This window comes from Mammaliicoccus sp. Q-M61 (assembly GCF_022386055.1).
Classification (GTDB): Bacteria; Bacillota; Bacilli; order Staphylococcales; family Staphylococcaceae; genus Mammaliicoccus; species Mammaliicoccus sciuri_A.
In genome coordinates, this window is sequence record NZ_JAJNJL010000001.1 from 387,553 (window position 1) to 401,645 (window position 14,093).

Here is a 14,093-nt window from a genome sequence, read left to right on the forward strand (position 1 = left end):
CTTACTTATCAACTTTTCTTTCCATTAAGTAGGCAGATAAAGCGTCAATGTCTTCATCAGAAACTTTATATTGACCAGTCATCTTATTACCAGGTTTAACGCTTTCTGGGTCTTTAATCCATTTTTTAAGATTTTCTTCATCATGTTTTAAGTAACCTGCAATTAAATCACGATCACCAAAGTTAGTTAAGTTAGGGCCTTTAGCGCCATCTCCAGTTGGTGTAACAGCGTGACATCCTGCACATGATTTGTTAAATACCTTTTCACCCTCTTTAGCTTGGCTAGAAGTAGCGGCTACAGGTTTTTTAACGTCTTTCATATCTTTAACCCATTTATCAAAATCATCTTGTGGTAGGGCTTTCACTTTAAAGTCCATTAAAGCATGTGATGGTCCACATAATTCAGCACACTTACCATAGAATAGATTTTTGACTTCTTTAGCTCTTTTATCATCGAATTTTAAGTAGAATTTATTAATACCTTCTACGTTAGTATCCAATTTTCCTCCAACTGCTGGTACCCAGAATGAGTGTTTAACATCAGCTGAATGTAATCTAAAGTAAACTTTCTTATCAGTTGGTACAACCAGTTCTTGGCTGGTAACAATTTTTTCATTTGGATAACTAAACTCCCACCAATAAAGGTTAGCAGTTACATCAATAACAAGTTCTTTACTTTTACCTTTTTCATCTACTTTATCGATTGCTTTCGTATCTCCAAGTGAGAACGTTAGCATAACAGTAGGAATTGCTAGAATAATAAGTAAAATGATTGGGATGATTGTCCAAACCAATTCTAATTTATGATTTCCTTCAACGTCTTTAGGTACATAATCTTCACCTAATTTTTTACGACGGAATTTAATCATTGCAAATAAGAATATAACAACAACTACAACAATAACTAGCAACATAATGCCTATTGAAAGCATTAGTAAAAAGAATTGTTTATCAGCCACTTCACCAGCTGGGTGAAGTACTGATAAATGTTTTTGTCCACAACCTGCTAATACAAACAGCAAAGTAGCAAGCAAACCGAACATTTTCGTGTTTTTTAAACGTGTCTTCATTCGTTTAACCCCTCTTTCATGCATTCATTCATAATTAATTATATTAATTGTATAACAGTTACGATAACTGTCATGACAAAGAAAATAACAAGATAATTTAAAGAAAAAACAAACATACTCGTAGCCCATTTTGATTTGTTTATTTCTTTTTTAAATCCATATAAAGCTAATAACATCCATGCTAAGTTGAGCAGTGTTGCAATAACGATAAACACTGTACCAAGTTGCGTCATTAAGAACGGTATCGGTAATAATAGAACTACCCAAAACAACATACTTAAACGCGTTCTATTGAAGCTTTTAACTGACGGTAACATTGGTATATTAGCTAAGGCATATTCATCTTTACGACGATAAGCTAAAGCATAAAAATGAGCAGGTTGCCATGCAAATAACACTAAGAATAGTGTCCATGCTAATGGGCTTAATGATGGATCAATACTCGCCCAACCGATTAACGGCGGTATTGCACCTGGAAAACTTCCTACAACTGTATTCCAAACGGTATGTCTTTTTGACCATATTGAGTACAGTACAACATATCCAAATATACCAAGTAATCCAATTATGCCAGTTGGAATATTTATCATGAATAATAAAATTTCACCCACAATCATTAATCCGAAACTTAATTGAATTAAGTGGCGATTACTAATACGTCCATTTACTGTAGGTCTCTTTTGTTTTGAAGGCATGATAGAATCGATATCTTGATCGTAATAATTGTTTATAGCACATGCTCCGCCCATAATTAAGGTTGATCCTACCATCATTAATAGAACAACCGGTAAACTGTGGAAGAAGTTAAATCCACCAAATACTATTGCAAGCCACGCACCTGCAAATGTTGGGATCAGATTTCCTTGAACAAGACCCATTTTAATGATGGCTTTAATTTCATACAAAGTGAGACGACCAGTTTCTATTTCTTTCTCAGAAGTCACACTATATTGATTTTGTTGCAATTTTGTCCCTCCTTCCATTATCTTTCACATATAACTCAATGATATATGAAAATTGTCACATAATCTATACATTTTTGAAACAAAATTTTGACATTTTATTACTTATCCTTTGTTCGCATAAAAAGTCATTATTGTGTAACATTTACAATGCACATTCATTGTTATACTATAGATATTAGTGTTTAAATTAGAATCGTATTAAAGTAAGAATAATTGTTAATACGTTGTTCTCTTAAATTCTATCATATTTTGACATATAAATAAGGTTTATTTTAGAATAAAACTCATTTTATAGTACTATAAATATCAATTTTAATTTTACTTGAGGTGTTCGAATTGTTTAGTGATAAATTTTTAAAATGGCTATCTACTATAGCGACAATTGTGATGCTCTTTGTCCAATTAGGTGGTGCATTAGTTACTAAGACTGGTTCCGCTGATGGTTGCGGAAACTCTTGGCCATTATGTCATGGCTCTGTTATACCTGCAGATTGGCCAGTTGAAACGATTATAGAATTAGCACATAGAGGCGTATCTGGATTAGCACTTATTCTTGTTTGTCTACTTACTTATATAAGTTGGGTCAAACTTGGTCATATTAGAGAAGTTAAACCACTTTGTATTACGAGCATTGCATTTATCTTTGCCCAAGCTTTAATTGGCGCAGCAGCTGTAATATGGCAACAAAATGATTTTATTTTATCTCTACATTTCGGCATATCACTAATTAGCTTCGCTTCAGTTTTATTATTAACATTAATTATTTATGAAGTTGATCAAAAATTCGAAGCTACAAGCTTAATAATAGATAAACACTTAAAGTTCCACACTTATGCTGTTACATTATTTATATATTTTGTGATTTATTCAGGCGCACTTGTAAGACATGCAGATGCAAGTTTAGCATGTTTAAGTTGGCCATTATGTAGAAACGGTGAAGTCGGACTACCTCAAAACTTTTATGAATGGGTTCAAATGTCACATAGAACTTTAGCTTTCATCATATTTATTTGGATATTATATATATTCATTCATGCTTTCAAAAATTATACACAATACCGCGTTATTAAATACGGTTGGACATTAGCTTTTATACTGGTTTGTTTACAAGTAACAACAGGTGCTTTATCAGTTATCACACGTGTTAATTTATTTATCGCACTCTTCCACGCATTATTTATTACAATGTTATTTGGATTATTATGTTACTTCATCATGCTAATATCACGTTCTAAACGTCGAAGTTAATATACAAAAAAGCCGCTTAAATCATTTGATGATTTAAGCGGCTTTTAATTTATTATGCTTTATCGATTGTAATAATCAAATCTTGTGTTTGAATACTGTCACCAGCTGAAACGTAAATATTGCTTACCGTTCCATCAAATGGCGCTTGTATTGTTGTTTCCATTTTCATTGCTTCAGTAATGATAAGTGCGTCACCTTGTTTCACTTCATCACCTTGTTTTACTTTCACTTCTGAAATTGTACCTGGCATTTGAGCTCCGATATGAGATTCATTACTTAAGTCTGCTTTTTGTAATACTGCCTCAGATACTTTAACATGTTCATCTTTAACGTATACTTTTCTTGGCTGACCATTCAACTCATAGTATACCCAACGATGACCATCTTCGTATACATGACCGATAGAAAGTAATTTAACGATTAAGATCTTACCTTTATCAATTGTTATTTCTACCGTTTCATTTTTCTTCATACCGAATAAGAATGTAGGTGTATCTAACAATGATAAGTTTCCGAAACTTTCATATGTCTTAATATATTGTTCGTATACTTTAGGATAAATGGCATAACTGATTAAATCTTGTTCCGTTACTTCCTCTTGTTGTTTAGCTTGTAGTTCTTCACGCAATGCATCAAAATCAACAGGCTCTAACAATTCTCCTGGTCGTTTTTCAATTGGTTGTTGCCCTTTTAAGATGACTTTTTGTAATTCTTTATTAAAGCCATTTACCGGTTGACCAATTTCTCCTTTAAAGAATGAGACAACTGATTCAGGGAAATCTAGTGAACGGCCACGTTTAATGACACTTTCTTCATCTAAATCATTTTGAACCATGTATAATGCCATGTCCCCAACTACTTTAGAAGAAGGTGTTACTTTTACGATATCACCAAATAATAAGTTAACACGTTTATACATGTCTTTAACTTCATTAAATCTTTCACCTAATCCTAAACTCTTAGCTTGTTGACCAAGGTTAGAATACTGTCCACCTGGCATCTCATGTTGATAAATTTCAGTATGTGGAGAACGAATATCACTTTCAAAATCAGAATAATAGTTTCTAACTGTATCCCAATATTGAGATAATCTTTCTAGACCATCAATATTTGTTCTAACATCTCTTTCATTACCACTTAATGCATAGTATAAAGAGTTAGCTGAAGGTTGTGATGTTGTACCACTCATACTTGCTACTGCAGTATCGATTACATCGACACCTGCTCTAATCGCACTTTGATAAACAAGTAATCCGTTACCACTGGTATCATGAGTATGTAAATGGATTGGAATATCAATTTGTGTCTTCAATTCGCTAATTAATTCATAAGCTGCTTTAGGTTTTAACAATCCAGCCATATCTTTAATACCAAGGATATGTACACCTTCACGTTGTAATTCTTTAGCTAGATTAATGTAATACTCTAAAGTATATACGTTAGATCTTTCTGGATTTAAGATATCTCCTGTGTAGCAAATTGCACCTTCAGAAATTTTACCTGATTTTTGTACCGCTTCATTTGCGACTTTCATTTGATCTAACCAATTTAATGAATCGAATATTCTAAATACATCGATTCCAGCTTCAGCACTTTCTTTAACAAATTTTTCAATCACATTATCAGGATAGTTTTTATATCCAACTGCGTTTGATGCTCTTAATAACATTTGGAATAACACATTTGGAATTTTTTTACGTAAGCGTGTTAAACGTTCCCATGGATTCTCTTTTAAGAAGTTGTATGCCACATCAAATGTTGCACCGCCCCACATTTCTAATGAAAATGCGTCATTTAAATATTTAGCTGTTTCAGGTGCAATTTGTAACATGTCGTACGTTCTCATACGTGTTGCTAATAATGATTGATGTGCATCTCTAAACGTCGTATCCGTCAATAGTACTTCTTCTTGTTCTTTTAACCATTTACTTACGCCTTCAGGTCCATGTTGTTCTAGAATTTGTTTCGTACCTGATAATGATGCAATTTCTTCATTAGATACTTCTTCTAATTTGAACTTTTCAAAGTGTGGTTTTTCTCGTTTTTCAACACCAGGGAATCCATTTACCGAAATGTTCCCGATATATTGTAGCGTCTTTGTACCTCTATCTCTTGTCGGTGTAATATCAAATAGCTCTGGGTTGTTTTCTAAGAATTTAGTTGTATATGTCCCCTTCGCAAACTTCTCGTGATTTACCACATTATATAAGAATGGAATATTTGTTTTAATACCTCTTATTCTCATTTCTTTAAGAGAACGTAGCATTTTTTCAGTCGCTTGTCTTAATGACATAGCATGTGTTGAAACTTTCACTAATAATGAATCGTAATAAGGTGAAATTTCTGCACCTTCAAATCCATCACCAGCATCTAGTCTTACACCGAAGCCACCACTTGAACGGTAAGCAATAATTTTACCTGTATCTGGCATGAAGTCATTTAAAGGATCTTCAGTTGTGATACGACTTTGAATTGCGAAACCTAAAGTAGTAATGTCTTCTTGTTGTGGCATTTCAATTTTGTCACCAAATAATGATTCGCCTTCAGCAACTAGTATTTGCGTCTTAACAATATCGATACCTGTTACCATTTCAGTAATAGTATGTTCAACTTGTACACGTGGATTAACTTCAATGAAGTAGAATTCATCTCCTGAAACTAAGAACTCAACCGTACCTGCATTGACATATCCAATTTTCTTCATTAAGTCTAATGCAACATTACAAATACGATGTCTCAATTCATCTCCTAATGAAACAGATGGTGCAACTTCTACAACTTTTTGATGTCTACGTTGTACTGAACAATCTCTTTCATATAAATGAACTAAGTTTCCGTGTTCGTCACCTATGATTTGAACTTCAATATGTTTTGGTTGATCTATGTATTTTTCGACATAAACTTCGCTATTTCCGAAAGATTTTCCAGCTTCTGATTTAGCTCTTTGGTATGCATCTTCTAATTCACTCGCATTATTGACGATACGCATACCTTTACCACCACCACCAGAAATGGCTTTGATGATAACTGGGAAACCGTGTTCTTTAGTAAATGCTTCTACTTCCTCAAATGATTCAACCGCACCATCAGTTCCTGGAATAACTGGAACATCTGCAGCTATAGCTGTCGCTCTTGCTTTTACCTTATCTCCAAACATGTCTAAATGTTTAAGTTCTGGTCCGATAAATTTAATACCTTCTTCAGCACATCTCTTTGCGAATGTTTCATTTTCACTTAAAAAGCCATATCCCGGATGTATTGCATCGACGCCTGCTTTTTTAGCAACTTTAATAATTGCCTCTATATTCAAATAACTTTCTGTAGGTCCTAAGTTTTCATCTACTAAATAAGACTCATCTGCTTTATATCTATGCAATGCCCCTAAGTCTTCATTAGAATAAATCGCTACTGTTTCAATATCTAGCTCTGTTGCTGCTCTAAAAATTCTGATTGCAATTTCGCCTCGATTGGCTACTAATAATTTATTTATTTTGCTCATATTTGGAGGCTCCCCTCAATGTATTTGAATTTTCTAAAAACAATATATTAGTCCATTATATAAAAATTGCGAATTATATTCTACTATAATCCGCAATTTTTATATAATTTATTAATTTGTTTGATTAATTATGCATTTATCTCGCTCTTTGACGACTCTCAATTCTTATTTGTTTAGCCGTTAATAATAGTATACCTGTCGCGATACTTAAGCTTAACATAGAAGATCCACCAAATGTCATAAATGGCAATGGAACACCTGTTAAAGGAATTGTTCCTGATATACCAGCTAAGTTTACAAAAGTTTGAATACCAATATAGCTTGAAATACCAACACATACTAATTTAAAGAAATATGAATCCGTAAGTGCTGCATATAAGAAACCTTTATATACAATGAACCCAAGTAAACCTATTATGAATAACACGCCAACTAAGCCTAATTCTTCAGCGATAACTGCAAAGATAAAGTCTGTATGCGGTTCAGGTAAATAACCTAATTTCATAATACCGTTACCTAGTCCTTTACCAAAGAGGCCTCCGTTACCGATTGCTAATAATGAATTAGCTAAGTGATATCCGATACCACTTTCATAGTTGAAAGGATTCTCAAGTACATGAAATCGGTCAGCTTGGTGTTGTGACAAAATGCCACCTTTAAACACTATACTAAAGATAACCAGTAATACCACACCAGCAAATATTGGTCCAGACCATTTTAAAATTGCTTTAATACCTATACCTGAATATGCGAAGATACATAATACGATCATACATAGTATCAATGCTTGACCTGTATCGTTTTGTAATAAGACTAATCCAATACAAGTACCAATTAAGAATAAAGGCATCATCAGTGCAAGTTTAAACTGTTTAAGTCGATTTCGTCTTTTATCGATAATGAATGATAAGTATAATATCATTGCAACTTTCAATATTTCAGATGCTTGTAAGTTCATAAATCCTAAGTTAATCCAACTTTTTGCACCGTTAATTGTCGTACCAACAAGTAAAGTTAACACGAGCAAACCAAATATCGTGAATATGACAATTTGTTGTACTCTTTTATTCTTTAAAATGTTAATATGCATAAAATACGACATAAAAAATACAATAAAAAATCCAACTATACAATATAATAACTGCCTTATAAAAAAGTACGTACCCGATACTGGGATACCACCTGTTAAAGTACCTTTTGTAGCAGCTACCATACTTGCGCTGTATACCATCACTAAGCCAATGAATGATAAAATGATATAAGTAATTAACAATGTGAAATCTATGTATTTTGAGTAATTCTTAATGTACTGGAAAAACCTCTTAATATATTCCATCGACTCATTCCAATTCTAAAAAAATAAGTCTAAAGAAAGATTTCTCCTCTCTAGACTTTGTATAATTTAAGCATTTGTGAAAGCATCATGCAATTTAGATAGTTCCTTTTCTAAACTTGCCATAAGTGTCTGACCCTTTTCTCTATCAACAAGTCCAATTTGTACTGCAAAATCTACTTCCTTTTGAAGACCAAACATTTGCGTATCTAAAACTTCCTCATATAAAGGACATTGTGGCATAGTTAAGTTGTCCATTTGTACCTTTATTAACTGAAGGATTTTTTCAGAATCGTTATATAATTGGTCATATGCCCTTTGACAAATTTCTGAATCGTAATGCATGACATACTCCCCCTTAATCTTTTTAAGTTTCTATACTTATAAAATTTTAGCCTACAAATCTGAAAATTGCAAGCGAAAACAGAAGGTTATTAATTACAAATATGTTAAAATTGAATTGTGAGATTGATAGGAGTGAAAAAATTGATACAAATTAAAGGAAATACGAAGTTTAATATTACGTTAGATGCAACAACATGGATTTTTGATGATCGCAAAGTAAAAATTGAAGATTTAGAGCAAGGTATCTTTAATGGTGAAAAGCCAATTGAATTTGAAAATAATGTTGCATGGAACCGTGCAATCCTTGAAGGTGCTACAAATCCTCCAACATTAAATAGTGAAACAACTTATAAAAGACGTTCATTTTTAAAAGATACTTATGTTATAAATGCGATGCCTTTCATCAAAAATGCAGAACCAAATGAAAGCGCTACAAAAGTAGTCTTAAAGAATGATCAAGATTCAATTGATATTCCAATTGAACAATGGCCATATTTATTTTTCCAATTCTCTAAAGAAGGTAAAATGATATATAAAGATGGAAAAATCGACGCTTTTACTTATGATCAAGAAAATGGTTACCAAAATAAATTCAGTTATGTTTCAGACATAGAGGTTGTTTAACCATGATTATGAAAGTAAAATGTATTATTTGTGATTCTATCGTTAATTTAGATTCTAAATCTAAAGAAGCAAAAAGATTAAGAAATCACCCAATCCGTACATTTATGTGCGATGATTGTAAAGCAAGACTTGATAAACCTAAATCAGAATAAAAATAAAAAAGGCAGCTCTTACGAGCCGCCTTTTTTTATTGTTGTTTACCGCTACTTCGTTCTTTATGAAGTCTGTAACGATATAGACCTAAAACAATTGCTGCTATTATTAAACTTTCTCCTACAGGCAAGAATACCGCTAGAAATGTTAATAATAAACAACCTAAAAACAGTAATATATAGATAATAATGTTTTGCCAAAACTTTAGTTTTCTTGCAAACCCTAAATTATAAACAATCGCACTTAATACAAAAATCGTTAATAATAAAAGCCACATACCAAGCTCTGGGTTCTCATCTACTCTAAATAACTTACCAAAAAATGAAAGCCTTTCTGTTGGATTAACACTTACATTTTTAGCAACTAAGAGCATCTATATCACTCCTCTTCTTGTTCAGCCATTTTTTGTCTCTTCTGAGCTCTTTCTCTTTCTGCTTTATCTAAAATTTTCTTTCTTAAACGAATTGATTCAGGTGTTACTTCAACTAATTCGTCATCATTTAAGTATTCTAACGCTTCTTCAAGTGTTAAAATTCTAGGTTTTTTCATTGTTGTTGTTTGTTCTTTAGTAGCTGAACGGATGTTGTTAGCTGCTTTAACTTTTGTAATGTTAACTGTTAGATCGTTTTCACGAGTATTTTCACCAACAATCATACCTTCATAAACTTCAGTACCTGGCTCCATGAAGTTTACACCTCTATCTTCTAAGTTCAAGATAGCATAAGTACTTGCTACACCTTTATCGATTGATACAAGTACACCATTTCTTCTTCCACCAATACGTCCTTTAATTCTTGGACGGTAAGAATCGAATGTATGGTTAATGATACCATAACCACGAGTCATTGACATGAATTCAGTAGTGTAACCAATTAATCCACGAGCTGGAACGATAAAGATTAATTTAGTTTGTCCATTTTCGTTAGATTGCATATCAACCATTTCACCTTTACGTGACCCTAAAGATTCAATAATTGCACCTGTATATTCATCAGGAACATCAATTTGAACACGTTCATAAGGCTCAGATTTAACGCCATCTATTTCTTTAACAATAACTTGAGGTTTAGAAACTTGTAATTCATAACCTTCACGTCTCATATTTTCAATTAAGATAGATAAATGTAATTCCCCACGACCTGCTACAACCCATGCATCAGGTGAATCTGTAGGTGTTACACGTAAAGATACATCTGTTTCTAATTGTGTTTCTAATCTTTCTTCAATCTTACGAGCTGTAACGTAAGTACCTTCTTTACCAGCGAATGGAGAATTATTAACTGAGAATGTCATTTCTAATGTTGGCTCATCAATTCTTAAAATTGGTAAAGCTTCAACATGATCTTGAGGTGTAATTGTTTCACCTACGTTAATATCTTCCATACCACTAATAGCGATTAGGTCACCAGCGTATGCTTCATCAATTTCTATACGGTTTAAACCAAAGAAACCAAAGATTTTTGTAACTCTGAAGTTTTTAACGCTACCATCAATCTTAACTAATGATACTTGTTGTCCAACTTTAATTGTACCTCTGAATACACGTCCTACACCAATACGTCCAACATAGTCATTATAATCTAATAATGCAACTTGGAATTGTAATGGCTCATCTCTATTATCAACAGGTGCTGGTACATATTCTAAAATTGTTTCATATAGACATTGCATGTTATCGTCTTGTTTATCAGACTCTAAACTAGCAGTACCACTTAATGCAGATGCATATACAACTGGGAATTCAAGTTGCTCATCATTGGCATCTAATTCAATAAATAAGTCTAATACTTCATCTACTACTTGTTCTGGTCTTGCAGAAGGTTTATCTATTTTATTAACAACTACAACTGGTTTTAAATTTTGTTCTAATGCTTTTTTAAGCACGAAACGTGTTTGTGGCATCGTTCCTTCATAAGCATCTACTACTAATACAACACCATCAACCATTTTCATAATACGCTCAACTTCTCCTCCGAAGTCAGCATGTCCAGGTGTATCTAGTATATTGATACGGTGATCTTTATAGTCAATTGCCGTATTTTTAGCTAATATCGTAATACCGCGTTCTTTTTCAAGGTCGTTTGAATCCATCGCACGTTCTGCTATATGTTCATTTTCACGAAAAATACCAGATTGCTTTAATAATTCATCTACTAAAGTTGTTTTTCCGTGGTCAACGTGGGCAATAATCGCAATGTTACGTACATTTTCTCTTAAATTAGTCATGCAAAAAATTTTCCTCTCCGATTTAAATTAATCGACATTTATTCGACTTAAATTTATAACTTGATAATTATAACATAAATCGTTTGAAAAATAACTATTATTGAACAGATTTACTCAAATTTCCATATTTTTTATTTGGTACCGTTTTAATCAACAGGTTGATTTTTCTTTAAATGTGAAGCATAATAAAATAATGAAAACGGTTAAAGGATGGATATAAATGAAGAAATCTAAAGCAATATTCGTACTACTTGCTTTAATTGTAACATTTCTCCTTTTAGTGTTTAGCTTTGCATTAGCAGAAGGTTCTATGTTGTTTATGTTATTAGCAGTATTGTTAATCGTAGCAACAATGGGATTTGGTTTTACACTTAAAAAGAAATACCGCGAAAACGGTTGGCTATAAACAACATACGACATCAAATGAAAAGCATATCGCTTAACAAAACGTTAAAGTGATATGCTTTTTTGATGTGTTAAATTTAGTTGTAAGGTGTTTAACGGAGATGGTATTGATAGTTAGTTGATAGATATTGTTAGGATCTTGATTTCATTATTCCGAATTGTGGTAATTAGAATGCTGTAACTTCCACTATTCTGAATTGTGGTAGTTAGAATGCTGTAACTTCCATTATTCCGAATTGTGGTAGTTAGAATGCTGTAACTTCCATTATTTCGAATTCTGGTAGTTAGAATCCGCTAACTTCCATTTTTCTGAATTCTGGTAATTAGATGGGCACTCCTTAGAGACATTTCTCAGAATTCTGTCCCTAACAACGCATCTTAGAGACACTTCTCAGAATTCTGTCCCTAACAACGCCTCTTACGGACATTTCTCAGAATTCTGTCCCTAACAGCACTTCTTACGGACATTTCTCGGAATTCTGTCCCTAACAGCACCTCTTATGGACATTTCTCGGAATTCTGTCCCTAACAACGCCTCTTTCGGACATTTCTCAGAATTCTGTCCCTAACATCCCCTCTTACGGACATTTCTCAGAATTCTGTCCCTAACAGCACTTCTTACGGACATTTCTCGGAATTCTGTCCCTAAAAAAAGAGGCTTAAACAATAATTGTTTAAGCCTACTTCCTATTTTCCTTTAAATCTTTCTGTATGAATTTGTTCTAACATTGTCTTATATGGTAAGAAGTATTCATTCAATAGTTCTTGGTGAATTTTTTTATTGCCTATTAAAATTGAATTGGCTTCTAATATATTTAAGTGTTCTCCTAATTGGTTTGTTACAACTGCTCCTACTTCTTCTGCAATTATTAAGCCTCCTGCAAAGTCCCATGGATGTAATCGCATTGTTAAATACGCACTTGTATTGCCTTTTGCAACGTTAGCAAAGTCTAATGCTGCTGATCCGTATGCTCTTGTACTTCTTGCTTGATCAACAATCGGCATATAGATTTTAGCTAATTTTTCTTTTGTTAACCATAATGGATTTGTTGAAATTAAACTGGTCTTCAAATCAGTATCTTCTAATGGTTTAAGTTGTTCATTATTTAACCATGCCCCTTTACCAGCTATGGCGTGATACATTTTATCGTTCATGACATCATATACAAATCCTGCATATTTTTCGCCATCAATAAAAATACCGATTGAAATGGCAAAATTTTCTTGTTGATGTACAAAGTTTAGCGTGCCATCTATTGGGTCAACAATCCATAGGACGCCCTCTGTATTATCAATATCTGTACCGTGACCTTCTTCTCCTAAAATACGATGTTCTGGATATGTAGATTTAATTTGATTAAATAATCTTTCTTCTGTTTCTTTATCTATATTTGTCACTAAATCATTAGGATTTGACTTTGTTTCTATTTGAATATCGTCATCTATTGAATCACGAATAATTTGACCCGCTTCTAGTATTATTTGATAAGCAAATTTGTATATTTCCATGACAAAACCTCCTATGTTATTTTTATATTAGCATTGTTCTTTATATATTCAAAAAAATTTATGATAAAATATTGTTATGTACCACAGTTATAAGGAGGACAACTATGACTAAGTATACGTTTAAACAAAAAGATTTTAAAGTTTTTAGTGTTGAAGGTTTAGAAAATAGGATGCAAGCACTAGACGAACAAGTAAGACCACAATTACATGCTTTAGGTGAAAGATATACAAAATATTTAACTGAACAAACTGGAGATACATTCCATTACCATGTTGCAAAACATGCGAGAAGAACTGTTAATCCCCCTAAAGATACTTGGGTTGCATTTGCGACTAATCAACGTGGATATAAAATGTTACCACATTTTCAAATTGGTTTATTTGAATCACAATTATTTATAATGTTTGGTGTTATGCATGAAAATAAAAATAAAGGTCAAATGGCTGACTTTTTAAATAAAAACTTTAACTTATTAGAAGATTTACCAAGTGATTATTCATTATGTTTTGATCATTATAATATTGATAAGTCTCCTATTGATTCGTTATCTACAGAAGATTTGAAACATCATATTAAGAGACTTAAAGATATTAAAAAAGCTGAGTTCTTCGTAGCACGTACTTTAGATCCTAAATCAGATGTATTAAAAACAGATAAATCATTTACTACATTTTTAGATGAAACATTTGATGAATTAATTAAATTTTATAGTTAAT

General features: G+C 32.6%; 13 protein-coding genes. 5 read left to right on the forward strand and 8 right to left on the reverse strand.

Going from position 1 to position 14,093, the window contains the following annotated elements; all coding sequences use genetic code 11:
- Position 1 precedes the first annotated feature (1 nt).
- Complete coding sequence (gene coxB / locus LQ677_RS01840; protein WP_037587457.1) at positions 2–1,069, reverse strand: cytochrome c oxidase subunit II; 1,068 nt, start codon at positions 1,067–1,069, stop codon at positions 2–4.
- A 38-nt stretch (positions 1,070–1,107) separates the two neighbouring features.
- A complete protein-coding gene (gene cyoE / locus LQ677_RS01845) occupies positions 1,108–2,013 on the reverse strand; it encodes a heme o synthase (protein WP_037588060.1) in 906 nt (301 codons plus the stop codon).
- Between the two features lie 357 nt (positions 2,014–2,370).
- On the opposite strand from cyoE, the gene LQ677_RS01850 reads away from it, so the two are divergent.
- Positions 2,371–3,282, forward strand: coding sequence for a COX15/CtaA family protein (locus tag LQ677_RS01850; RefSeq protein WP_037587456.1), 912 nt, complete (start codon positions 2,371–2,373; stop codon positions 3,280–3,282).
- Between the two features lie 52 nt (positions 3,283–3,334).
- Here the strand turns inward: LQ677_RS01850 and LQ677_RS01855 are convergent, their stop codons facing one another.
- The 3 genes from LQ677_RS01855 to LQ677_RS01865 all read right to left on the reverse strand — a co-directional run bounded on the left by LQ677_RS01855 (position 3,335) and on the right by LQ677_RS01865 (position 8,459).
- Positions 3,335–6,781, reverse strand: a complete 3,447-nt coding sequence (locus LQ677_RS01855; protein ID WP_025904658.1) for a pyruvate carboxylase — start codon at positions 6,779–6,781, stop codon at positions 3,335–3,337.
- 136 nt (positions 6,782–6,917) lie between these two features.
- A complete protein-coding gene (locus LQ677_RS01860) occupies positions 6,918–8,117 on the reverse strand; it encodes an FtsW/RodA/SpoVE family cell cycle protein (RefSeq protein ID WP_191836199.1) in 1,200 nt (399 codons plus the stop codon).
- Between the two features lie 66 nt (positions 8,118–8,183).
- Complete coding sequence (locus LQ677_RS01865; protein ID WP_025904660.1) at positions 8,184–8,459, reverse strand: Fpa/YlaN family protein; 276 nt, start codon at positions 8,457–8,459, stop codon at positions 8,184–8,186.
- A 141-nt stretch (positions 8,460–8,600) separates the two neighbouring features.
- Here LQ677_RS01865 and LQ677_RS01870 point away from each other — a divergent pair, with 141 nt between their 5' ends.
- Both LQ677_RS01870 and LQ677_RS01875 read left to right on the forward strand, forming a co-directional pair.
- Positions 8,601–9,083 carry a hypothetical protein gene (locus LQ677_RS01870; protein WP_025904661.1) on the forward strand — a complete coding sequence of 161 codons (483 nt, stop codon included), beginning with the start codon at positions 8,601–8,603 and terminating at the stop codon, positions 9,081–9,083.
- Positions 9,084–9,088: 5 nt separating this feature from the next.
- Positions 9,089–9,235 carry a DUF2197 domain-containing protein gene (locus tag LQ677_RS01875; protein ID WP_191836216.1) on the forward strand — a complete coding sequence of 49 codons (147 nt, stop codon included), beginning with the start codon at positions 9,089–9,091 and terminating at the stop codon, positions 9,233–9,235.
- A 35-nt stretch (positions 9,236–9,270) separates the two neighbouring features.
- Here the strand turns inward: LQ677_RS01875 and LQ677_RS01880 are convergent, their stop codons facing one another.
- On the reverse strand, positions 9,271–9,609 hold the full coding sequence (locus LQ677_RS01880) for a YlaH-like family protein (RefSeq protein WP_037587446.1): 339 nt from the start codon (positions 9,607–9,609) through the stop codon (positions 9,271–9,273).
- 5 nt (positions 9,610–9,614) lie between these two features.
- A complete protein-coding gene (gene typA / locus LQ677_RS01885) occupies positions 9,615–11,462 on the reverse strand; it encodes a translational GTPase TypA (RefSeq protein ID WP_037587443.1) in 1,848 nt (615 codons plus the stop codon).
- 220 nt (positions 11,463–11,682) lie between these two features.
- Here typA and LQ677_RS01890 point away from each other — a divergent pair, with 220 nt between their 5' ends.
- Entirely contained in the window at positions 11,683–11,868 is a 186-nt protein-coding gene (locus tag LQ677_RS01890; RefSeq protein ID WP_037587440.1) for a DUF5325 family protein, read from the forward strand.
- Positions 11,869–12,554: 686 nt separating this feature from the next.
- On the opposite strand, the gene LQ677_RS01895 is transcribed toward LQ677_RS01890, so the two are convergent.
- A complete protein-coding gene (locus LQ677_RS01895) occupies positions 12,555–13,376 on the reverse strand; it encodes an inositol monophosphatase family protein (RefSeq protein ID WP_239748055.1) in 822 nt (273 codons plus the stop codon).
- 104 nt (positions 13,377–13,480) lie between these two features.
- Here LQ677_RS01895 and LQ677_RS01900 point away from each other — a divergent pair, with 104 nt between their 5' ends.
- On the forward strand, positions 13,481–14,092 hold the full coding sequence (locus tag LQ677_RS01900) for a YktB family protein (protein WP_204258374.1): 612 nt from the start codon (positions 13,481–13,483) through the stop codon (positions 14,090–14,092).
- The last annotated feature ends 1 nt before the right edge of the window (position 14,093 follow it).

Bases quoted from the DNA above. Each gene is read 5' to 3' on its own strand.
- LQ677_RS01865 (WP_025904660.1), bottom strand. From the start codon at position 8,459: ATGCATTACGATTCAGAAATTTGTCAAAGGGCATATGACCAATTATAT.
- LQ677_RS01860 (WP_191836199.1), bottom strand. From the start codon at position 8,117: ATGGAATATATTAAGAGGTTTTTCCAGTACATTAAGAATTACTCAAAA.
- LQ677_RS01880 (WP_037587446.1), bottom strand. From the start codon at position 9,609: ATGCTCTTAGTTGCTAAAAATGTAAGTGTTAATCCAACAGAAAGGCTT.
- typA (WP_037587443.1), bottom strand. From the start codon at position 11,462: ATGACTAATTTAAGAGAAAATGTACGTAACATTGCGATTATTGCCCAC.
- coxB (WP_037587457.1), bottom strand. From the start codon at position 1,069: ATGAAGACACGTTTAAAAAACACGAAAATGTTCGGTTTGCTTGCTACT.
- LQ677_RS01895 (WP_239748055.1), bottom strand. From the start codon at position 13,376: ATGGAAATATACAAATTTGCTTATCAAATAATACTAGAAGCGGGTCAA.
- LQ677_RS01890 (WP_037587440.1), top strand. From the start codon at position 11,683: ATGAAGAAATCTAAAGCAATATTCGTACTACTTGCTTTAATTGTAACA.
- LQ677_RS01900 (WP_204258374.1), top strand. From the start codon at position 13,481: ATGACTAAGTATACGTTTAAACAAAAAGATTTTAAAGTTTTTAGTGTT.
- LQ677_RS01855 (WP_025904658.1), bottom strand. From the start codon at position 6,781: ATGAGCAAAATAAATAAATTATTAGTAGCCAATCGAGGCGAAATTGCA.